18 protein-coding genes, 1 pseudogene and 2 riboswitches are annotated in these 21,940 nt (G+C 71.0%); of the genes and pseudogenes, 15 read left to right on the top strand and 4 right to left on the bottom strand.

Annotated features, from left to right (window positions below; translation table 11 throughout):
* Nucleotides 1–194 precede the first annotated feature (194 nt).
* Nucleotides 195–728 carry a hypothetical protein gene (locus JL475_RS24935; protein ID WP_237408161.1) on the top strand — a complete coding sequence of 178 codons (534 nt, stop codon included), beginning with the start codon at nt 195–197 and terminating at the stop codon, nt 726–728.
* A 350-nt stretch (nt 729–1,078) separates the two neighbouring features.
* The gene (locus tag JL475_RS24930) at nt 1,079–1,312 is read left to right on the top strand and encodes a hypothetical protein (RefSeq protein ID WP_202280160.1); all 234 of its coding nucleotides are present in this window, start codon (nt 1,079–1,081) and stop codon (nt 1,310–1,312) included.
* Between the two features lie 6 nt (nt 1,313–1,318).
* On the opposite strand, the gene JL475_RS24925 is transcribed toward JL475_RS24930, so the two are convergent.
* Nucleotides 1,319–2,020 carry a restriction endonuclease gene (locus JL475_RS24925; RefSeq protein WP_307825148.1) on the bottom strand — a complete coding sequence of 234 codons (702 nt, stop codon included), beginning with the start codon at nt 2,018–2,020 and terminating at the stop codon, nt 1,319–1,321.
* Nucleotides 2,021–2,597: 577 nt separating this feature from the next.
* Between JL475_RS24925 and JL475_RS24920 the strand changes: the two genes are divergently transcribed.
* The 5 genes from JL475_RS24920 to JL475_RS24900 all read left to right on the top strand — a co-directional run bounded on the left by JL475_RS24920 (nt 2,598) and on the right by JL475_RS24900 (nt 9,305).
* A complete protein-coding gene (locus JL475_RS24920) occupies nt 2,598–3,476 on the top strand; it encodes a YceI family protein (protein WP_202280159.1) in 879 nt (292 codons plus the stop codon).
* 558 nt (nt 3,477–4,034) lie between these two features.
* A riboswitch (glycine riboswitch) is annotated at nt 4,035–4,131 on the top strand.
* A riboswitch (glycine riboswitch) is annotated at nt 4,132–4,223 on the top strand.
* 312 nt (nt 4,224–4,535) lie between these two features.
* Nucleotides 4,536–6,020 (top strand): D-serine/D-alanine/glycine transporter, encoded by a 1,485-nt coding sequence (cycA, locus tag JL475_RS24915; RefSeq protein WP_202280158.1) that lies wholly within the window; start codon nt 4,536–4,538, stop codon nt 6,018–6,020.
* A gap of 331 nt (nt 6,021–6,351) precedes the next feature.
* The gene (locus tag JL475_RS24910; RefSeq protein ID WP_202280157.1) at nt 6,352–7,341 is read left to right on the top strand and encodes an aldo/keto reductase; all 990 of its coding nucleotides are present in this window, start codon (nt 6,352–6,354) and stop codon (nt 7,339–7,341) included.
* Nucleotides 7,342–7,684: 343 nt separating this feature from the next.
* On the top strand, nt 7,685–8,650 hold the full coding sequence (locus JL475_RS24905) for a hypothetical protein (protein ID WP_202280156.1): 966 nt from the start codon (nt 7,685–7,687) through the stop codon (nt 8,648–8,650).
* A gap of 442 nt (nt 8,651–9,092) precedes the next feature.
* A complete protein-coding gene (locus JL475_RS24900) occupies nt 9,093–9,305 on the top strand; it encodes a hypothetical protein (RefSeq protein WP_237408160.1) in 213 nt (70 codons plus the stop codon).
* Between the two features lie 4 nt (nt 9,306–9,309).
* Here the strand turns inward: JL475_RS24900 and JL475_RS24895 are convergent, their stop codons facing one another.
* Nucleotides 9,310–10,740 (bottom strand): hypothetical protein, encoded by a 1,431-nt coding sequence (locus tag JL475_RS24895; protein WP_237408159.1) that lies wholly within the window; start codon nt 10,738–10,740, stop codon nt 9,310–9,312.
* Nucleotides 10,741–11,020: 280 nt separating this feature from the next.
* Between JL475_RS24895 and JL475_RS24890 the strand changes: the two genes are divergently transcribed.
* The 4 genes and pseudogenes from JL475_RS24890 (at nt 11,021) to JL475_RS41265 (ending at nt 13,189) form a co-directional block, all read left to right on the top strand.
* The gene (locus JL475_RS24890) at nt 11,021–11,872 is read left to right on the top strand and encodes a bacterial transcriptional activator domain-containing protein (RefSeq protein ID WP_202280155.1); all 852 of its coding nucleotides are present in this window, start codon (nt 11,021–11,023) and stop codon (nt 11,870–11,872) included.
* Nucleotides 11,873–11,877: 5 nt separating this feature from the next.
* On the top strand, nt 11,878–12,081 hold the full coding sequence (locus JL475_RS24885; RefSeq protein WP_202280154.1) for a hypothetical protein: 204 nt from the start codon (nt 11,878–11,880) through the stop codon (nt 12,079–12,081).
* Between the two features lie 161 nt (nt 12,082–12,242).
* Nucleotides 12,243–12,815 (top strand): annotated as a pseudogene (locus JL475_RS24880) (N-acetylmuramoyl-L-alanine amidase); the annotation flags it as partial.
* 242 nt (nt 12,816–13,057) lie between these two features.
* Nucleotides 13,058–13,189: a hypothetical protein gene (locus tag JL475_RS41265; protein ID WP_272932968.1), complete on the top strand. Its 132-nt coding sequence runs from the start codon at nt 13,058–13,060 to the stop codon at nt 13,187–13,189.
* A gap of 533 nt (nt 13,190–13,722) precedes the next feature.
* On the opposite strand, the gene JL475_RS24875 is transcribed toward JL475_RS41265, so the two are convergent.
* Together JL475_RS24875 and JL475_RS24870 are read right to left on the bottom strand one after the other, a co-directional pair.
* Entirely contained in the window at nt 13,723–15,141 is a 1,419-nt protein-coding gene (locus tag JL475_RS24875) for an MFS transporter (protein WP_307825147.1), read from the bottom strand.
* 298 nt (nt 15,142–15,439) lie between these two features.
* Nucleotides 15,440–16,852 carry an FAD-binding oxidoreductase gene (locus JL475_RS24870; RefSeq protein ID WP_202280151.1) on the bottom strand — a complete coding sequence of 471 codons (1,413 nt, stop codon included), beginning with the start codon at nt 16,850–16,852 and terminating at the stop codon, nt 15,440–15,442.
* Between the two features lie 368 nt (nt 16,853–17,220).
* Here JL475_RS24870 and JL475_RS24865 point away from each other — a divergent pair, with 368 nt between their 5' ends.
* Genes JL475_RS24865 through JL475_RS24850 form a run of 4 tightly spaced genes read left to right on the top strand, consistent with a single transcriptional unit; the run spans nt 17,221 to nt 21,931 of the window.
* Nucleotides 17,221–18,363 (top strand): polyprenyl synthetase family protein, encoded by a 1,143-nt coding sequence (locus JL475_RS24865; protein WP_202280150.1) that lies wholly within the window; start codon nt 17,221–17,223, stop codon nt 18,361–18,363.
* Nucleotides 18,360–19,949: a phytoene desaturase family protein gene (crtI, locus tag JL475_RS24860; RefSeq protein WP_202280149.1), complete on the top strand. Its 1,590-nt coding sequence runs from the start codon at nt 18,360–18,362 to the stop codon at nt 19,947–19,949. The genes JL475_RS24865 and crtI overlap by 4 nt, the downstream gene beginning before the upstream one ends.
* Entirely contained in the window at nt 19,936–20,934 is a 999-nt protein-coding gene (locus tag JL475_RS24855; protein ID WP_202280148.1) for a phytoene/squalene synthase family protein, read from the top strand. Before crtI ends, JL475_RS24855 begins: the two co-directional genes overlap by 14 nt.
* On the top strand, nt 20,927–21,931 hold the full coding sequence (locus tag JL475_RS24850; protein ID WP_307825146.1) for a DUF5914 domain-containing protein: 1,005 nt from the start codon (nt 20,927–20,929) through the stop codon (nt 21,929–21,931). The genes JL475_RS24855 and JL475_RS24850 overlap by 8 nt, the downstream gene beginning before the upstream one ends.
* Nucleotides 21,932–21,940 lie beyond the last annotated feature (9 nt).

Here is a 21,940-nt window from a genome sequence, read left to right as displayed (position 1 = left end):
GTCCGGCATCGAGTCACCATCCCGCCGCCCGGCATCATCACGCACCGCAACCGTCACGTTGCCGAGAAGACCTCAGTCACGAGCCCTGAAACGATCACTAGACTCCCAGGTCAGCGCTTCGCTCACCTAGTGATCGTTAACGGATTTGTCAGATGCGGGTCCCGATGCCCGCGCTTCCGGAAAAGGAAAAACGCATGTGGAGTGCTCAGGACGTGGCGCGGGATCAGGTCCGGCGTCAGGCGGATGGCCTGGACGTCGCCGCCGTTGCGGAAAAGGTCGCGGAGGCCGCTGTCCGTGAGCGGGAGACCGCGGAGCAGTCGAGGGGGAACGGTTCCTTCTACCAGTTCGAGATGGACCGGGAGCGGTTGGCTGCCATCTGGCTGGCCAAACACGCTGAGTGGCAGCGCGTCAGAAACCTGATGACTGCAGCCGGCTGGAGCGTGTACGAGCCGGAACGGGACGCTCAGGGCTCGGTGTGGGCCCGCGAGCGTGAGGAACGGCTTGCCGGTGCTCTTGCGGCACAGGCCGCCTCCGGGGAACGACAGGGGGAGGAAGCGGATGAACTGCGAGCGGAAGTCAGGCTGTCCGCCACGTCCAGCCGGCTGGTCCGGACGGTGGCCGGACGGACGGGGCTGCGCCCCGCTCAGGTCCTGGCCCAGCTCGCCGAGCGGATCGTCGTGGGCGAGGACGGCACGGTGTCCGTCCCGCCCTTCACGCCGTCCTGGTGATTTCCGAAACGAGCGGAGGAGCGGGGAAATGCCGGGTATTCAGCTTCGAGAACACCGGGTGGCCAGAAAGCGGGTTTCCGTGAGTGAGCCGTTTCCAACCTGATCAGGATGCCAGGCTGTTGGCGGGCAACGGCTGCCGGTGACGACGAAGCCCCTGGTGGACGCATCCCGGTGAGGATTGCCCGTGTCCGCCAGGAGCTTCGCGCTTGTCCACCCGTCGATCGACCTTTCCAGCAGCCCTTGCGGCACCTGACCGAGCCGTTCACGATTCGCTGACGCTTGCCTCGGCGGTCTGCGTCGCATCGCAGAGGGGGGCGGGCTCAGCGCGGGCACCAGGTGCGCGCCTCCAGGTGAAGGATGTGGGCGCCGGGGCGGATGCGTCCGGTCTCCACGAGCCACTGGCGGACGGTGGCGGTGACGTCTTCGCCCGCTGCGTCGACGCGGCGGGCGAAGACGGCTGCGTCGTGGCCACCGGTCTGCGCGGAGCCGTAGGAGCGCTCCTCGGTGTGGTCCGCGCGCTGACGGACGCGGGCCTTCGTGCCGCCGGCCGTGGTGCGGCGGGTGACGTACCGGCCTGCGGCTGACCGACGTCAGCGGGCCTCGACGTCCCAAACGGCCTTCACGGCCTCCCAGGGCCGGGACCCGCTTCCATCTGCCCAGCACACCAACGCCTGCCGGTCCACGCACACGATCCCGCACTGCTCGGCGTACTCCACCGCCGGCGCGGTGAAGCTGCTGGTGGTGACCAGGACAGCGACGTCGGCTTCGTGGATGGCGAAGCAGGTGCCGCCGAAACGCTGCATGTCCTGAGAACCGACCCGGTGGGAGTCGCCGTAGCGCTTGCACTGGATGACGACCCGCCACCCCTCGGGGGACACGGCTACGACGTCGGCGCCCAAATCCCCGGCACCGCCCACGACTTCCACATCGGAACAGCCGTCACGCTCACAGAGGGAGGCGACCGCGGCCTCGAACTCCTCGGCGTCCAGGGCGTCATAGTCGATGTCAATGTCGAAAGCCACTCGCTGCCGAGGAACGGTCACGGTCTCCCACGCCTCGGCCGCCTCCGTCGCCGCCTCGTCGAGCGCGGCCGCGGCCCGTCGTGCCGCTCTCGCCAGGTGAAGGCGGCGCCCCAGGCCCGCGATGCCTGCAACACCCAGCAGGAGCAGGACCAACGCCCAGCCGGGACGCCGCTCGGCGATGTCGACCGCCGTGCGGGCCCCGAATCCCAGGATGCCCACCACCACGGCCAGAAGGACGAAGAACAAAGCTGTCGAGCGCAGGTCGAACACACGCCGACGGTTCACGGGCGGCGTACGACGCACGGGGACGGCCACGGGATGAGCTCCCTCCTCGGGATCGACACAAAGATCACTTCCTCCGTCTGCCCAGAACCCGACGTTATTTGGGCGAGAAGATTGCCGTTTACGGCCGGACACGGCACCGCGATCTTCTTTGCGAACGAGCCGATGGCGGAACCCACCACGCAAAACATCCAGCCCCACACACGGGCAGCCCCCTCAAAGGCGCCGGCCAGCACACCTACGACCACAACACCCACGGCAAACACCAGCACCCGCACAGACCGCACAGACCGCACAGACCGGCAAAAAACCGGGCCAGGCAGACCACATCGCTCTCCGCCCGCCTGCCCGGGCACACGGCCCGGACAGACATGAGTGATCTTGGTCGAAAACCCGTCCACCAGGAGCTTCGCTGTTCCGTGCAGACCTCACCTGCCAACGCCCCCGGCCGCACAGCCAGGATGAAAAGGCTCAGGGTAGCTGCCTATTGCATCCAAAGCCTCGGGGGTGATCGAATGTGCGTCCGGCAATCGGTGTTCTTGACGTTACGCAGAGGGTGTCGCACATGATGGGCCGCTGGTTGGCAAGCCGAACGAAACAGCATCAGACAGGCCCCCTGGCAGCTGTGCAGACTCCCTCGAATGCCGGGGCGCTGAGCTGCCGGGTCATCAGCCCGGCCAACGATCCGGTGCCGAACGCCCGATGCACGATCAGCGACACCGTGGGACGCACGCTGGTCGAAGGCGGGACGGATCCCTTCGGAACGTTCGTGGCCACGGTTCCGGCGGGAGAGTACCGGCTCGCGGTGTCCGCCGAGGGGTACCTGCCGTACCGGGTGCCGTGCACGGTCACCGAGAACTCCCTCGCCTCGCTCGGCGATGTGATCCTGCAGGCGGCACAGCCGCTGGAGATGCCCGCGCCGGGCGACTGGGAGATCGATCTGGCGCACTCCTCGATCTCCTGCACCGCGCGGCACATCGGGTTGGCCCGGGTGCACGGCCGGTTCAACTCCTTCGCGGGGGTGGTGCGGATCACCGACGACGCCACGCAGACGGCGATGCACGTGGTGATCGACGCGGGATCCATCGACACCAACATGAGAATGCGCGACGACCATCTGCGGTCCGCGGACTTCCTGGACGTGGCGCAGTTTCCGACCATCGAGTTCTACAGCGACCGGTTCGTGCCCCGGGGCGGCAACCGGTGGGACGTCATCGGTGAGCTGTGGCTGCGCGGGGTGGCGCGTACGGTCACGCTGGACATGGAATACCTCGGGCTCACCAACGGCATGCAGGGCGAGGCCCGGGCGGTCTGCCGGGTCACCACCGAACTGCACCGCGACGACTTCCAGGTGAGCTGGCAGACGATGCTGGCGCGGGGTATCGCCGCCGTCGGCCCCACCATCCGGGTCGACATCGACGTGCAGGTCGTGCCCCAGAGCTGACCGGCCGACCTGCGTCCGCTGCGCCGAAAGCGCCCGGCAAGGGCTCTTGCGAGCGAAGTGGGACACGCGCTGCCAACAGCGGCGGCCGGGCCCGTGCCTGCCACCGCGCACGTACTGCAGGCGAATGGCCTGCTGGAAGATCGCGTGTTCGACCCGGCCGAAGCCGACCAGGGAACTTGTCGGCGGCGTTCCCTGGCTCGACGAAACCCCGGAGGCCGGCGCCGCCCGCGAGGTCCGGAGCGAGGCGCCGGCCGTCTTCTGGCGTGCGCCCGCCGAGGTCAGCGGGCGCACGGCTGAGGTCTTCGCGACCAGGCGCCGGAACCCCCGGACGACACTCCCCGCACAGAGCCACGGCGGCAGACGGCTCTCCCACGTCCGCGTCCGTGAACGGGGCGGCCCCGGCCGCCGGCGCACAAGGCGGACCCGATTTTCGGGACGGCCCGCGTCCTCGGGAAGGCGCAAACGGTCCTGAAACGCCGCCTTACCCGACAGTAAATGATCAATGTTCTCGCAGGTCTTGACCGGCTGCCGGTGCGGGCCTAGCCTCACATCGCCGCTCATCCCGCTGCGGGAGAGCACCGGGTCAGCCAGATCCGGGCGCCGAAGGAGCAACACCTCCCCGGAAACTCTCAGGCACCCCTACCGCTCGGGCAGGCACCTCTGAAAAGCAGGCGCTCCTGCGCCTCGCCCACGGTGCAAGCCGCGAACTTCCGCGGCGAAGCTCTCAGGCCGCATGACAGAGGGGGAGGCTCCACTCGGCAGCGCGGGTTCCTGCCCGTGCCCGACCTTTGAGGATCCCCCGATGGTTTTCTCGTTACCCCGCCCCCAGCCGCCGGTCACCCGTCGGTATCCCGGCTGAGCTCCGGCTTTCCCACCACGGCCGTCATGGGCCCACGCCTCCCTGAAGGCGTGTTCGGCGTGCCCGGCACCCTCCCCGCCGGCCGCCCCACCACTCATGTCGGCTCTTTGTGCCCACTCGCTCCCCCATGCGTGTGCGGCCGCCTCCTCAGGACACGCCTGTCACGGTCCGCACGCACCAAAGATCCACGAGGTTCGCACATGCACGACAGCAGTAAAGCCGTCCCGACCACCGCCCCGGCGCCCGGGACGGAGCCCGGACAGCCCCCCTCCCCCGCGGGCGAACAGCACCTCTCCCGGCAGTTGTCCAACCGGCACATCCAGCTGATCGCGATCGGCGGCGCCATCGGCACCGGCCTGTTCATGGGATCGGGCAAGACGATTTCGCTGGCCGGCCCCTCAGTGATCTTCGTTTACATGATCATCGGCGCGATGCTGTTCTTCGTGATGCGGGCGATGGGAGAGCTGCTGCTCTCCAACCTGCGCTACAAGTCCTTCGCCGACTTCGCCTCGGACCTTCTCGGTCCGTGGGCCGGCTTCTTCACGGGATGGACCTACTGGTTCTGCTGGATCGTCACCGGCGTGGCCGACGTCATCGCGATCGCCGGGTACGTGTCGTACTGGTGGGGAGGGCTCGCGCTGTGGATCCCGGCACTCGCGGCAGTCGTCCTGCTGATCGTCCTGAACCTGCCCACGGTGAAGGCGTTCGGTGAGACCGAGTTCTGGTTCGCACTGATCAAGATCATCGCCATCGTGACACTGATCGTCGTCGGATTCGGCATGGTACTGGGCGGCTTCCAGGCACCCGGGGGCGCCACCGCAAGCTTCTCCAACCTCTGGAACGACGGCGGCTTCTTCCCCACCGGCCCCATGGGGTTCGTCGCGGGATTCCAGATCGCAACCTTCGCCTTCGTCGGCATCGAACTGGTCGGCACCACTGCGGCGGAAACCAAGAACCCGGAACGGAACCTGCCCAAGGCGATCAACTCGATCCCGGTACGCGTGATGCTGTTCTACGTGGTGGCCCTGATCGCGATCATCACCGTCACGCCCTGGCGCCAGATCAGCCCGGACCGCAGCCCCTTCGTCGTGATGTTCACACTGGCCGGCCTCGGCATCGCCGCCTCCGTGATCAACTTCGTGGTGCTGACCTCTGCCGCCTCGTCCGCGAACTCGGGCATCTACTCGACCTCACGGATGGTCTACGGCCTGGCCCAGGAAGGCGACGCGCCGGCGAGGTTCGGCAAGCTCACCTCCAGGAAGGTACCGGTCAACGCCCTGCTCCTGTCCGGCCTCTTCCTGCTGCCCGGTGTCGTCATGGTCACCATGGGCGACTCGATCATCGAGGCCTTCACGCTGGTGACCACCATCTCGGCCCTGCTGTTCATGTTCGTCTGGTCGATCATCCTGATCTGCTACCTCGTGTACCGCAAGCGCCGTCCTCACCTGCACGAGGCGTCGACGTTCAAGATGCCTGGCGGCGTCGTCATGTGCTACGTCGTACTCGCCTTCTTCGCGTTCCTCGTCTGGGCACTGACCCAGAAGGAGGACACCCTGCAGGCGCTGCTGGTGACCCCGGTGTGGTTCGTCATCCTCGGCATCGCATGGACGGTACTCCGCCACCGCCGCCGTCAGGCCGGACAGACGGCGTCCCCGGCCGACTCCCCGGAACAGCCCCTGCACTGAGACGACCTCACCCCATGAGGGGCCCGCAGGCGCACCACCCGAGGCGGCGCTGACCCGGCTCACCGGCCCGGACTTCCCCACCTCCGAATGCGTGGTGTGACGGGCTGTACTGGCTGGGGCCGGACGCGGTCGTCGTGTGATTGCGGGATGGCGCCGCCGCCCTCCCAGAACCGACGTTCTGGGAGGGCGGCGGCGTGCCTGGAGCCGGCGGCGCCCGTGTCGCCCGGTGTCTCTCACGGGATGCCGGGGGGTGGAATCCGTCGCTAAATGGATGAGGGGCTTCGTGCCGTCCGACCGATGAACGAGTGTGCGGGAAAGGCTGGGACACGGCATGCGGAAGCGCAGTCTGCGGGACCTTCAGGTATCGGCCATCGGCCTGGGATGCATGGGCATGTCCGCCTTCTACGGATCCACCGATCGGGAGGAGGCGATCGCGACCGTCCGGCGCGCCCTCGACCTCGGGGTGAACTTCCTCGACACCGCGCAGATGTACGGGCCGCTCACCAATGAGTCACTCGTCGGCGAGGCGATCCGGGGACATCGCGCCGAGTACGTGATCGCGACGAAGTTCAACTACCGGATGGACAACGCCGTCCCCGGAGACATGAGCACGGTCGGCCCGCAGGACGGCTCGGCCGAGCACGTCCGGAGCTCGGTCCACGGCTCCCTGCAGCGTTTGGGGACCGACCACATCGACCTGTACTACCAGCACCGGGTCGACCCGGACGTACCCATCGAGCAGACGGTCGGCGCGCTGGGCGAGCTGGTCGCCCAGGGCAAGGTGCGGTACATCGGCCTGAGCGAGGCGAGCGCGGAGACCGTCCGGCGCGCCCACGCCGTGCACCCGATCACCGCGGTGCAGAGCGAGTACTCGTTGTGGTCACGGGACGTGGAGGCCGAGGTGCTGCCCGCCTGCCGGGAGCTGGGCATCGGCTTCGTGCCGTACTCGCCGCTCGGCCGCGGTTTCCTCGCCGGACGGTTCACCTCGCCGGGCGAGCTGGACGCGGACGACTGGCGCCGCGAGAACCCGCGCTTCAAGGACGCCAACCTGGAGGCGAACCTGCGGCTGGCGGCAAAGGTGAAGGAGATCGCCACCGAGAAGGACGTAACCCCGGCCCAGCTGGCCATCGCCTGGGTGCTGGCCCGGGGCGAGCACCTGGTGCCGATCCCGGGCACCAAGCGCCGCACCTACCTGGAACAGAACGCCGCCGCGGTCGACATCGCGCTGACCGAGGACGACCTGGCCCGCATCGACGCGGAACTGCCCGAGGCGGCAGGTGAACGATACGACGAGGCAGGGATGCGATCCGTCAATCGTTAGCCGGGGCGCGGCAGCAACTGCCAGGTTCTGCGTCTGGCGGGGGCGCAGCTCATCCGCACGGATCTGGCTGATCCGCGCACACCGACACCGGATCGTCTCGTACGGGACGATCCCATCGCGCTCGAGCACCAGTTCCTCGACTTCCCGGAGCGACAGCGGGAACCGGCCACGACGAATGTCACCCGTTCGGCCCCGTTCGCGCGCGGGCGCCCTCCCGGCACCTTCCGTGCGCTCCCCGGCCGGCCTCCGGATCCACCGCGGCCGACGGCACCGCGTCGCACGCCTGTGCGCCATACTGTCCCAAAAGGCGCGAAACGTCCGGCGAGTTCACGGAGGCGGACCCATGCAGGACAACGCCGAGCACGACGAGGGCCCCGTCGAGGAGCACGACCTGGACGACGGCGAACTCAGCGTCGAGGACGAGGCGGCCACGGCCCACGAAGACACCGACTCTCTCGGCGGTGAGCCGACCGACGCGGCTCCTGACGTCTTCCTCGACGTTCCCGTGCTGAAGGTCGACCAGATCGACTTGGACGTGGAGGACCTGCGGGCGCATGTCTCACTGCAGGCCGAGGTGTTGGACCTGTTGAAGTTGAACGTGGGCGCCGACGTCGCGCTCGGCCGGGTGCATCTGGGCATCTCGGGTGTGGAGGCGCAAGCCCAGCTCAAGGTGCGTCTCGACAACGTCGTGACGATTGTCAACCGGGTGCTGACCACGCTCGATCGCAATCCGGAGATCGTCCAGGAGTTGGCACGCGGGGTCGGTTCCGCCGTGCAGGACGTCGGTGGCGGCGCCCGCCAAGCCGTCGGTGAGCTGGGCACGGGCGCGGGAAGGGCCGTCGAGGACGTCGGCCGGGGCGCCGGGTCCGCTGTACAGGACGTGGGACGCGGCGCCGGCGATGCGGTCGACGATGTGGGACGCGGCGCCGGGAGGGCCGTGCAGGACGTCGGCGGTGGCGCCGGGCGAGCGGTGGAGGACGTCGGCGCCGGGGCGAGCCGGGCCGTCGGCGACGTCGGTGAGAATGCCGGCGACACCGCCGAGGCCGCGGGGGACATCGCCGAGGCCGCGGGCGGCACCGCGCAGAAGGCCGCCGAGGACATCAAGGACGTCACCGGGACGGCGGGCGGCACCGCAGGCCGGACGAGGCCGGCCGGATCAAGCACGTCACACAGGCCCGCCGGCGGAGACCGGGACCGGACCGCCCGGAGCAAGAGCGGCACCCGCCCACGCCGGGCCCGCGGCGAGGACGGGAAGGAAGCACCTCGGCCCGCCCGCCGCACCACCCAGAGGCGGGACGAGCCACCCTGAACGGCTGAGACCCCCGAGCCACAAGGCGCCGGCCGGCCCGCCACCGTCGGAGGTCAGGCCCCGGAACCGGACATCTCGTTCCGGGCGACGGTCCGATCCGAACACCTCTGCTTCACGGAAAAACCACGGACAGCCGTCGGTTTCCCCGGCACCGGCGAACGTGAATCAACGTCCCACAGCGATCGGATCAACCTCCCCGACAGGGTTGTTCCCGGCCGGCGGTACGACAACGTCACCGTCGCCTACCACTTCGCCACCCGATCCACCCGCCGACCGGACCGCGGGCAGAACGACCTGGAAGACAAGGACACCCACGACGAGAACACCCACTGATGGCCGGCCGTGCGCACGGGCCGGTCGCCGTCGCCTTCACGCCGTGGTCGGACTCCTCGCCGAGTGCGCCCGGCAGGGTGCCGGTCCCTGACGGCATAAAATTCACCCTATGAGCACAGACAAGGAAAGGCATCCGGACCCGGGCAAAAGCGGGCAGGGCGACGATGCCGAGCGCCGGGCAGCCGAGAAGTACATCAGCGACCTGTTCGCACGGGGCCAGGCGGTGTTCGAGGGCGAGGAGCCGACGCCCGGCACGACGCACGTCGTCAAGCGCGAGGACGACGGACGGCTCACCGTCCGCCGTCTGCGCTTTTCCAGCTGACCTCTCAGTCGAAGCAGCGCCGGACCAGAGTGAGGCCTTCGGTGGCCTCGCTGCGAACGATCTCGTGGGTCTTGAGCCGGGAGGGGTTGTCGTCGACGACCGCCGTGTCGGAGCGGTGCTCCTCGGGTACGTCGACCCGGCCGCGTCGCAGGAGGTCTTCCAAGTACGACGTGGCGACCTGCTCAGGGTCGGCGGGCCGCAGCGAGCCCCCGGCCGGGGCGGAGCCGGCGATGCCGAACCGTCGCACTTCCCCTGGGGCGCTGAGGGTGAGCGGCCCCTTGACGCCGTACGCCATTCCCTGGATCGTGACGGTCGTCAGGCCCTGATCGTCACTGCCGCCCGGCGTCGCCTCGGCGATTCCGGCGCCTCGGCGCGCCACCTCCGCCGCGGTGATGGACGTGGCGGCCTCCAGGGAGAGGATTCCGTGCCTGACGAACGCCGAGCGCAGGGACTGGCCGTGAACGCCGCCGAACCGACGCTGGTCGGCGGCGATCATGTGCCCCGCGACCTGCGCGTAATAGGCCGCCACCACGGGCGCAGCCACGACGGCGTCCACGAGAAGCCGGCCTGCGATCTCCGCCGCCTTCGCCAGACCGGCCTGGTCCTGAGTGGCCTGCTGTCTGAAGATCCCGGCCACGATCTTCAGGAACGCGCCGCTGAACACCCGGGAGAACGAGTGCGGACCGCTGGTCAGCGTGTTCGCGGGCCCGAGGGGCGGCAACCCCACCGGGTCGCGGTAGAAAAAGGTGTTCGACATGTTGCGCAGGCAGTCCGGATCGACCCGGTCCGGTTTGAGCTGACGGATCGCCCAGCCCAATTGTTCGGCCATCCGCGACACCCGTGAAGACAGCTCCAGGTTGCCCTGCGTCTCGGTCAGGACGGTGACCCGCAGCGACTCCATCTGGAGTGCGGTCAGCAGGGCGCTGATGTCACCGAACGCCTCGTGCAGAGCGTCGCCCTCGTGCATCGCCGCATGGAACAGCTGAGGACGCAGGGCGTCGAGGACCGCATGGCCCAACTCGTGCCGGACGACCTCGGGGCTCTGGGCCGAGAAGACCTCCACGCCTGCCACGGTCTGATGGAAGAACTCCAGGGACGTGCGGGTGTAGAAGGCGTTGAGGTCGACCCCCTCGTCGAGGTGCGCGGTGAGCACCCGCCCGACCGACGGGACCCACTGCGTTCCCGAGGGAACCAGCGAGCCCCACATCCGACTGGCGCTGCTGAGCGCATCGGCCGCCACCCAGTAGCGGAATGCCGCCGTGCCCGGCCCGGCGCTGTCCGGCTGAGGCGCGGGCTGCGCGATGGCCGTCGGGAAGGGCTGCGTCTCGAGCTGCGGCACGGGATGCCGTACCGGCACGGCTCCCGGAGGAGGTCCGGGATCGTCCTCGTACACCAGGACCGTCTGGTCCATCGCCTGATGCTGTTGCACCGTCATCGCGGCTCCATGAAGGGGAGGGGAAAGGTGGCGAAGTGCACCACGGGGAGACTTCCGACCAAAGGCTCCTTACAACCAGTACGCAACCAGTGACCTTCAGTGTCAATTCGAACGTGATGGGGAGCGGGGCTGAGCGCCTCGCCGTCTCTGAGCGGTTCGAGACCGTCCCGGACGCGGAAGCGACTCGACAGCGTGTGGTGGGGGGCGGAGCATGGTGGGTGGGGGGGCACATGGGTCACCTGTGACCGGATTTGCGTCTCTGCGGGAATGGGCAGGGGGCATGGAGAACGGACATCGGGGTGGTCACGGCGCGGTCGGCCGGCGGGCGCCGCGGGAGGCCGTTCCGGTCCCGGCCGCCTCCGTTCCCGTTTCGGCGGTCTCCGGGCGGGGCGGGGTCGGGGTGCGCATCGGTGTCCTGGGAGGCTTCGGCCTGTGGGTGGGCGAGGAACCGGTGGCCGTTCCCGGAGGGTCGGAGCGGGTGCTGGCGTTCGTTGCCCTGCGCTGCCGGGCCGCGGTACCCCGGCCCCTGATCGCGGGAACCCTGTGGCCGGAGGCCCCTGAAGACCACGCGTACGCCAACCTCCGCTCCGCCCTCGCGCGCCTGCACCACGCCGGCCGACGGGCCCTGGAGATCGGCCCGGCCGAGGTGCGCCTGGCCCGCGGCACCACCGTCGACCTCCACCACGCCCGCAGGACCGCCCACCGCGTCCTCGACCCCGTCGAGGCTGCCCGGCTCCCCGATTGTGTCCCGGACGCGGTCGACGCCCTCTCCGCCGACCTGCTGCCCGGCTGGTACGACGACTGGGCGTTGCTGGAGGCGGAGGGCTGGCGGCAGCTGCGACTGCACGCCCTGGAGACGCTGGCCGGGCGGCTGATCACGGCGCGGCGGTACGCCGAGGCCGTCACCGCGGCGCAGACGGCCGTGCACGCCGACCCGCTGCGCGAGAGCGGCCACGTGTGCCTGGTCCGGGCCCACCTGGCGGAGGGCAACCCCTCCGAGGCGCTGCACGCCTTCGCCCGCTATGCCCGGCGCCTGCACGACGAACTGGGGCTGGAACCGACCGAGCGGCTGCACCGGCTGGTCGCGGGCCTTGCTCCGTCACGCCGCGGTGACGGCCGTCCCGGACGGTGAGGGGCATGACAGCATCGGGCACCGGAGTGATGGTCATCCGGGTCTGGGTCGAGGAGGGCTCCGCCCAACCTCTGCGGGCCCACATCCGCCTGACCGACGACGTCGCCTCCGGTGTCGAGCGCAGCATGACGCTCACCCGGGTCAATGCCGTGTGCCGGGTGGTCCAGGAGTGGCTGGAGGAGATGCTCACCGACCCCGACGGAGGGTGAGGGACGGGGCCGCACGGCCGTCACGCGGCGGTGACGCACCGGCCGGAACACTGGCATTCCACCGGGCCGGCAGAGCCGGTTCGGGACTCCTCGGGGGTCTTCTCACGGAATGCTGTCCGGCGAGGAGCCTCCCGTGCAGCCGTATCCCAACGAGGAGAGTCATGGCTACCCCACTGTCAGCAGACCGGTTTCTCGATGCGCTGCGCGCCGAAGGGCTCACCGTCGTCGAGCACCGTTCGTGGCGCACCCACAACCGCAACCACAAGGGTCCCTGGGGCCCCGTGCATGGTGTGATGGTCCATCACACGGTCACCTCCGGAACCATGGGCAGCGTCCAGCTGTGCTACGACGGCCGCTCCGACCTGCCCGGCCCGCTGTGCCACGGCGTCGTCGCCAAGGACGGCACCGTGCACCTGGTGGGCAACGGCCGGGCCAACCACGCGGGGCTCGGTGACGACGACGTCCTGCGCGCGGTGATCGACGAGGCCGCCCTGCCGCCCGACAACGAGGCCAACACCGACGGCAACCGGTATTTCTACGGCTTCGAGGCGATCAACCTCGGCGACGGCGTCGACCCCTGGCCCGAGGCGCAGCTGGAGGCGATCGAGAAGGCGGCCGCCGCCGTCTGCCGGGCTCACGGCTGGACCGAGTGCAGCGTGATCGGCCACCTGGAGTGGCAGCCCGGCAAGATCGACCCCAAGGGCTTCACCATGGCCTCGATGCGCCGCAGGATCAAGGACCGCCTGAGCGCCGCCCTGGCAGGAACCTCTGTTTCTCCATAGGGTTTCGGCTCCTCCGACGGCACCGCCCCCTGCTGTTCCGCAGTGGCACGTTCTGCAGGGAGGTGGTGGCGAGGCGTGGGCCCCGCTGCGGTCGCCGGGCCCGCCACCGCCCTGTTCGTCCGGGAGCCGAGCACGGCTGCACGCTTCCACCTTCGACGGCCAGGTTCCGGGCGCCACGAGCTCTCTGGGGCAAGATGCTGGATGCCGGGACCACCGTGGCCGCCGCGACCGGTGAGCAGGTGGTGGTCGAGGCGCGCACCGGCGTTCCGGCCGGCTTCCAGGGCGAAGGAGCGGAAGCCCTTTCGCTCGACCAGGTACCGGAATGAACGATGCCTGAAGGCGACGAAGTCGTGGGGACCGTGGGCTGCCTCGTCGGTACCGACCCTCACGGCGTCGCCGACCGCCTTCCCGAAGGGACGCAGGTCCTCGAGGGGCTGAGGGCTCGGTGGTGCGCAGAGGACGGGCTGCCGCCCGGAGGGCCGGCAGCGGATCGGCGTCGGCCGTGAGAGGCCCGTCCGAAGTACCGGGTCCCCCACCGGCCGGGGAGGCCGCGGCCGCTCCGGGGACGACGGCGAGCCGCACGAGCAGCGCGGCGAGCCGCCTTGTCCTGGAGGGTGCCATGACGCCGGCGTCCCTGCCCGGGCGTCGGACGTTCCTGTGCGGCCTCCGCATCCGCCCGTGCTCCCCCGGAGCAAGGCCGGTCAGGAACCGTCCGGTCCAGGCGGCCGACCGTCACCTCGTGACGGGCCGTCACCTCGGCTTCGTCGGCCGTGAGGTTCCAGCGGGGTCTGGTTGCGACCCCCTCGGCGGTGTCCTGGCAGCACGTGTCGGTGGCGGGGCGGCAGCGGCCCAAGGCTCCCTATGCCCTTCGGGACTTCGCCGGCACGCACAGCCAAGCGAGGCCCGCGGCGGTCAGGTAGGCGAGCGCGCCGATGGCCATGCTGGTGCGCAGCCCGGTGTCGTAGTCGGTGGCTGTGGCGAGCAGGCTGCCGCCGAGCGCCACGCCGGTGGCGCTGCCGATCTGGCGGGTGGTGTTGAACAGGGCGGAGGCGGCCCCCGAGTACGCCGGGGGTGCGGCACCCATCACGGTGGCGGTCGAGCCGGTGAGGGCGAAGGAGGTGCCGAACCCCGCAGCCATCATCGGGACCACCAGCAGCGGGTAGGCGGGGTCGGCTCCCGCCGAGGCCCAGCCGGCCAGGCCCGAGGCAGCCAGGAGCATGCCGGAGATCACCAGCGGACGATCACCGGTGCGGCGGGTCAGCCGCCCGGACAGGACGGAGGCGAACATGGTCATCGCCACCGCCGGGAAAAGCGCCAGCCCGGTTTCCAAGGCGCTGAAGCCGCGCTGGTGCTGGAATTCCAGGCTGGCGGTGAACACCATGCCGTAGAAACCGAAGTTGAACAGAAGGCCGATGACGGCTCCGCCGCTCATCGTACGAGACCGCAGCAGACTCAGCGGAAGGACAGGAGACCGGGCCAGCCGTTCGCGCACCGCGAATGCCGCGGCGGCCAGCACGGCCAGGCCCGCCCCGGCGAGAACAGCCGGATCGGACCAGCCCCGCCGTCCGGCCTCGTTGAGCGCCGCGATCAGCAGCGCCACCGCCGCCACGACCGCGCACTGCGCCGGCCAGTCCAGGGACCGAGCGGTGCGCCGGGGTGAGCGTGCCACGTGTCGCAGCGTCAGCATCAGGCAGGCCACACCGACGGGCAGGTTGATGAGGAACACCCAGCGCCAGCCCCCCGTGGAGACGAGGAGCCCGCCCAGCAGCGGCCCGGCGGAGGCCGCGATGCCCGCCATCGAACCCCACAGTCCGAAGGCCCGCGAGCGTGCGGCCTGCGCCGGGTAGGCCTGCTGGAGCAGGGCCAGGGAACCGGGCACGATCAGCGCCGCGCCGAGCCCCTCCACCAGCCGGGCCGCAACCAGGAAGGGGGCGCTCGGCGCGGCCGCGCACGCGGCCGAGGACACGGTGAACACCGCCACGCCCGAGCAGAAGATCCGACGGTTGCCCAGCCGGTCGCCCAGCGCGCCACCGGTCAGCAGGAACCCGGCGAAGACCAGGGTGTACCCATCGGTGATCCACTGGATGCCGGTGAGCGAGGCCGACAGTTCCCGGCCGATCACCGGCACGGCGACGTTGATGACCGTCACATCCAGGATCACCATGAAATACCCGGCGCACACTGCCAGCAGCGGTGCCCAGGGCCGTCGCCCGGACCCCGGGGCCGACTCGGGAGAGGGCACGGACTCACCGCCACCGGCCGGCTCCGCGAACGCCACGGCCCCAACTCCATCCCCGCTTCTGGCGATCCGTACAAAGATCCACAATAAGGGGCACATTCCCCATGTCGAAGAAGCCGTGCTGCTCACAACGCCACCGGCGGCGTCACCTCCCCACCCCGGCCACCGGCGACGCCTGCTCGCGTCTTCTTGAACCCCGGTCAGAGGAGGTCGCGTGGAATGGTCTCGTTCCACTGCCCCAAGAGACGCCGGCAAGCAGCACGGCCGCCTGTAGCCGGCACGCATCCCCCGGCCGTATGCGGGCGACCGACGACCACACCGCGGTCTGCTCACATGCTCACGGCCTTGCCGCGGCCGGTCCGAAGAGGCCCTCCGGGTCGTACGCGGCGCGGGTGCGGGCGAGCCGCTCCTCGTGTGAGCCGAAGACCGCGCCCCGCAGCCGGCTCGCGTCCTCACCCAGCCCGGCGAAGTTGACGTACGTCCCGCCGCTCGAGAACGGCTTCATCGCGTCCCACGCCGAGCGTGCCCACTCGATCGCGGTCTCGTCGAGCGCCGGGTCCCGCCAGCCCGCGTCGATGCTCACGTTGTAGCGCGCGGACCGGTGCGCGAACGCGCTGTCGTCGGGGCCGACGCGTGCCACGGCGCCGCCCAGGGTCCGCACGACGATCAGGCTCTCCGGAGTCGGCCGCCGGGAGTAGCGGTCCACCAGGGTCCTGATGGCCTCGTCGCTCAGCTCGTCCGTGAAGTGCGACTTCATGAAGTACCGTTCGCCGTCCGGGAACCGCCAGGTGTTCGCGCTCTGCAGCGCGACGTAGGGAAGGGTTCCGCTCATATCGATGAGTGGCGGGCCCAGTTCGCGTTGCGGCGCCAGCGCGGCGGCGGCGTCGCCCGGCGGGCCCCCGTACACGGCACCCACCATCACGCAGCTCGACCGGTGCAGTTCCGGCGGGATCGCGGGGCCCGCGGGGACGCTCCAGAGCAGGAGTTCCGGCGTGACCGTCTCCGGTGCGGAGTACGTCGCGTCCCGCCAGGCCCGCAGCACTTCCTCGGCGCGGTCGTAGGGGTGGAGAACCAGCACTCCGGCCACCTCGGGCCCGAGTGGGTGGAGGCCGAACTCGAAGGACGTGACGACTCCGAGGCCCCGGCCCCCGCCGCGCGCCGCCCAGAACAGCTCGGGTTCTTCCTCCCGGCTCACCGTGCGCACCGCGCCGTCCGCCGTGACGATCTCGAGCGAGCGGACGCTGTCGCAGCTCAGGCCGAACGTCCGCATCACGAAACCGAAGCCGCCGCCGAGCGTGAGACCGGCGATCCCGGTGGCCGAGATCTCCCCGCCCGGTGTGGCCAGAGCGTGCAGCTGGGTCTCGCGGTCGAGCTCGCCCCAGGTCACGCCCGCCTGGGCCCGCGCGGTGCGGGCGGCGGGGTCGACGTGCACGCCCTTCATGTGCGACAGGTCGATCACCAGTCCGTCGTCGCACACCCCGCTGCCCGCCACCTGGTGCCCGCCACCGCGGATGCTGACCAGGGGACGGTGCTTGCGCGCGGCCCGTACCGTCTCGACCACGTCCGCCGTGCCGGAGCACTGGGCGATGAGCGCGGGGCGGCGGTCGATCAGCCCGTTCCACACGGCCCGGGCCTCGTCGTAGCCGCGATGCCCGCGGTCGATCACCTCGCCCAGGAGCGAGGAGCGAAGCTCGTCCGTCAGCGCCTGCTGCGCAGCGGCTGTGAGGACGTCCCCCTGATGGTCCGGCATCTGCGTCACCTTCCTCAGGGTGCGCTGCTTGCTGCCGCTGTGGCTTCTCACGCTAGTCCGGCGTGGTCGGGCCCGCATGCCGGCCCGACCACTCCACGGCGAGCACCGGCGGCAGCGGGCTCAGGCCGGCGGACCGGTCGCACCGCTGCTTCGTGGACGGCTACGGCTGGGTGATGATCCTCGACGAGGCCGGGCGCCGGGGACGTGCACACGGGGACATACGGCCATGAGCCATACGCCGATGGGCCGGTGGAGTGAGCGGTTCCACGGGTGGGCTCCGCACCGGGCATGGATCACACGCATCCACACCGGGGCACTCGGCGGAAGCACCGGTGTGCAGGTGACCGAGAGTGAGAAAGGAGCGGAGCATGCCTGGACCACGACCGACGGCGGCCGAACCGGCAGGGCGCGCCGAGGGCCCGCTCACCGCCGCGGAGGCCACCAGGGCCGTCGAGACGGTCCTCGGAGCCGTCCTCGACGCGCGACTGCGCCGGGCCGGTGACGTGGACGCGGTGTTCGCCCGTGACGTGGCCGGTCCTGTCACCGCGTTCGTCCGACGTGGCGGTAAGCGGCTGCGCACGGCGTTCGCGTGGTGCGGCTGGCGGGCCGCGGGCGGCGCGGGCGACGCCACGGCGCTCCTGCGGACGGGGGCGGCGCTCGAGCTGCTGCAGGCGTGCGCTCTCATCCACGACGATGTGATGGACGGGTCACCGCTGCGCCGGGGCGGGCCGGCGATGCACGTGGGCCTGGTCCGAATGCACCGCACGGCGCGGATGACCGGCTCGCCGGAGTCCTTCGCGACGTCCGCCGCGGTGCTCGCCGGTGATCTGGCGCTGGCGTGGGCCGACGATCTGCTGACGGAGGCGGCACTCGGCTCGCCGTACGGACCGCGGCTGTACCGCGAGTGGCAGGCGATGCGCAGTGAGATGGTCGCCGGTCAGTACCGCGACATCCACGCGCAGGCGACCGGCTCGTCCGGCGTCGACGACGCGTTGACCATCGCCACGCTCAAGAGCGCTCTGTACACGGTCGAGCGGCCCCTGGCGCTGGGGGCTTCGCTGGCCGCCGCCGACGAGTGGACCGTCGCATCGCTGCGCTCCGCCGGCCGGTGCGCGGGGCTGGCCTTCCAGCTCCGCGACGACCTCCTCGGTGCCTTCGGCGACCCCGAGCTGACCGGCAAGCCGACCGGTGACGATCTGCGTTCGCGCAAGCTCACCTATCTCCTCGCCGTGGCCCTCAGGCTTGCCGACGCCGACGGGGACGAGGAGGCCGCGGCCGTGCTCGCCCCCGGCGCCGCGGCCCGGTCCGACGAGATCGTGGAGCGGATGCGGGCGGCACTGGAGCGGACCGGAGCCCGGGCCTTGGTGGAGTCGAAGATCGAGGACCTGGCGGCCGCCGGCCTGCGGCACTTCGCGAGGACCGGTGCGGGACCCCCGGTGCAGGAGGAGTTCGCCTCGCTGGTCGAACGGGCCTCGGGCATCGCCCCGGGCCGCGGGAAGGAGAGCATGTGAGGACGGTGACCGGACGGACCGACCATGTCGTCGTGGTGGGCGCAGGCCTCTCCGGCCTCGCCTGCGCCCTCCACCTGCTGGGCGCGGGCAGGCGGGTCACCGTCGTCGAACGGGACGCCGTCCCCGGCGGCCGGGCCGGCCGGATGCGACTCGGCGCATACCGGTTGGACACCGGTCCCACGGTACTGACCATGCCCCGGTTGGCCGACGAAGCCTTCGCAGCCGTCGGCGACAGCCTCCACCACCGTGTGGAGCTCGTGGCCCTGCGCCCCGCCTACCGGGCGTGCTTCGCGGACGGGACCTCTCTCGACGTGCACACCGACGGTGAGGCGATGGAGGCGGAGGTGCGGCGCTTCGCCGGACCGGTGGAGGCGGCGGGCTACCGCAGGCTGCGGACCTGGCTGGAACGGCTGTACCGGGCGCAGATGCGCCGCTTCATCGACACCAACTTCGACTCGCCCTTCCAGCTCCTGCATCCGGACCTGGCTCGTCTGGCGGCACTCGGCGGCTTCGGACGGCTGGACGCCGGGATCGGCCGCTTCCTCTCCGATCCCCGTCTGCGCCGTGTCTTCTCCTTCCAGGCCCTGTACGCCGGGGTCGCCCCCGCCCGGGCCCTCGCGGCCTACGCGGTGATCGCCTACATGGACACCGTGGACGGCGTCTGGTTCCCCAAGGGCGGCATGTACGCGCTGCCCCGCGCCATGGCCGAGGCCGCGGCCTGCGCCGGGGCCGACCTCCGCTGGTCGGCCGAGGTGAGCACCCTGGAGCGGTCGGCGGGCCGGGTCACGGCGGTACGCCTGACGTCGGGTGAGCGAATCGCCTGTGACGCGGTGGTGCTGACCTGTGAACTGTCCGCCGCTCACCGGCTCCTGGGGCGCGCACCCCGGCGTCCGGTGCGGCTGCGTCACTCACCGTCCGCGGTGGTCCTGCACGCCGGGACCGACCGCACCTGGCCCGATCTCGCCCATCACACACTCTCCTTCGGCACGGCCTGGGAGCGCACGTTCGACGAGATCATCCGCTCGGGGAGGCTGATGAGCGACCCGTCCCTGCTGATCAGCCGTCCGACCGCACACGATGCCACCCTGGCGCCGCCGGGCCGGCACCTCCACTACGTCCTGGCCCCCTGTCCGAACACCACCGTCGGGCCTTCCGCCGCCGCCTGGCGGGAGTTGGGCCCGCGCTACCGCGACAGCCTGGTCGCCGAGCTGGAGCGCCGGGGCCTGGAGGGTTTCGCGGACAGCATCGACGAGGAGATGCTGGTGACCCCTCTGGACTGGACGGCACGAGGTCATGCGGCGGGCAGCCCTTTCTCGGTCTCCCACACGTTCGCCCAGACCGGCCCCTTCCGTCCGCGCAACCTCGTACGAGGGCTGGACAACGTCGTGCTCGCCGGTTGCGGGACCACCCCCGGCGTCGGCGTCCCGACGGTGCTCCTCAGCGGCAAGCTCGCCGCCGCTCGCGTCACCGGTGGCGCCGCGGACGTCAGCCGCCGCACCTCCCGGCACCGGCCGGCCTCGGCTGGGGCCACCGTCCCGCCCGCGCCGTCCGTGCCGTCTGCGGAAGGCGCCGATGACCCGTCGTGAACTGGACGCCGCCGGGATCACCGATCCCACGCTCCGCGCGGCCTACGCCCGGTGCCGGCGGCTCAACGCCCGCCACGGCAGAACCTACTTCCTGGCCACTCGGCTGTTGCCGCTGGAACGCCGCTCGGCCGTACACGCGCTGTACGGGTTCGCCCGCTGGGCGGACGACATCGTGGACGACCTGGACCGGAGCCGTACCTCCGACGAGCGCGACCGGCTGCTGAGGCGTCTGGAGAGCGACCTCGCGCACGGGCTGCGCACCGGTGGCGGGCGGGAGCCCGTGGTGCGGGCCCTGGCCGACACCGTCGACCGGTTCCGCATCGAGCCCGTGCTGTTCGCCGACTTCCTGGCCTCGATGCGTGCCGACCTGACCGTCACCGACTATCCGAGCTATGCCGATCTGCGGGCCTACATGCACGGCTCGGCCGCGGTGATCGGGCTGCAGATGCTCCCGGTGCTGGGCACCGTCGTACCCCGCGAGGAGGCGGCGCCGCACGCGGCGGCCCTCGGGGTGGCGTTCCAGCTCACCAACTTCCTGCGGGACGTGGGCGAGGACCTGGACCGGGGCCGCGTCTACCTGCCGGCGGACCTGCTCGCCGCTCACGGTGTGGACAGGCCGCTGCTGGAGTGGAGCCGGCGCACGGGGCGGCGCGACCCGAGGATCCGAGCGGCGCTCGTCGCCGCCGAGGCGATGACCCGGGACGTGTACCGGTCGGCGGAACCGGGCATCGCCATGCTCGACCCGCGGGTGCGCCCCTGCATCCGCACCGCCTTCGCGTTGTACGGCGGCATTCTCGACGCGATCGCGGACCACGATTACGGCGTGCTGCATCACCGTGCGGTGGTGTCCCGCGCTCGGCGCGCGGCCACCGCCGCGGCAGGTGCCGTCCAGGTGGCCGGCGCCCGGTGGCGCGACCGCGTACCACATCCGCCCCGGCTGGCGGGCGGCACGTCACACGAGCGGAAGGGGCAGGACAGTGGGTGACCGAGCGGGCGAGCGCTGGACATCGCCGTTGCGGCGGCGCCGTGGCCCGGGCTGGGCGGCGCAGACTCCGACGTGGCGGCAGGCGCGGCCGGCCGTGATCGCCGAAGCGCTCAAGCGGGCGTCCGCACGGCCCTTCGGCAACTGGTTCGTGGTCGGTGCCTCCCGGGACGTGCGCGTCGGTGGGCGCCCGTGCGGTCGGACGGTGGGCGGCGTCGAGGTCGTGCTGTGGCGCTCGGAGGCGGGAGCACTGCACGCGGGGCCGGGCGTCTGCCCGCACCTCGGGGCGCCGCTGCGGGACAGCCGGGTGGTCTGCGGCACGCTGGTGTGCCACTGGCACGGACTGGCCCTGGATGGTGGTGCGTTCGCCGGCTGGAGTCCCTACCCCGCGCACGATGACGGGGTGTTGGTCTGGGTACGTCTGGACACGGTGGGCGGTGAGGTGCCTTCGGACCGTCCTGCGGTGCCGTTGCGTCCCGCCGTGGGCAGCGCGGTGGACGCGGTCTTCACGGCGGTCGGACGGTGTGAGGCGCAGGACGTCGTCGCCAACCGGCTCGACCCGTGGCACGGCTCGTGGTTCCATCCGTACTCGTTCGTCGACTTGACGGTGGTGCGGGAGCCGCAGGGTGACGAGGACGACGCCTTCGTCGTCGACGTCTCCTTCCGGGTGGCCGGGCGCCTGGTGGTGCCCGTGCGGGCCGAGTTCACCGCGCCCGGTCCGCGCACGGTCGTCATGCGCGTCACCGACGGCGAGGGGGCGACGTCCGTGGTGGAGACCCATGCCACGCCGCTCACCGGGGAGGCCTGCCGCCGGCCGCGGACCGCCGTGGTCGAGGCGGTCGTCGCCACCTCCGGGCGGCGCGGCTTCGCGCTGGCCCAAAGGGCCGCCCCGGTACTGCGCCCGCTGATGCGTCGTACGGCCGGGCGCCTGTGGCGCGATGACATGGCGTACGCCGAGCGCCGCTGGGCGCTGCGCAGTACCGGACGGTTCCCGGGGTGAGCTCGTCGG

The sequence above is a fragment of the Streptomyces sp. M2CJ-2 genome, from assembly GCF_016757295.1.
Classification (GTDB): Bacteria; Actinomycetota; Actinomycetes; order Streptomycetales; family Streptomycetaceae; genus Streptomyces.
This window is presented reverse-complemented; position numbering and strand designations above follow the sequence as displayed.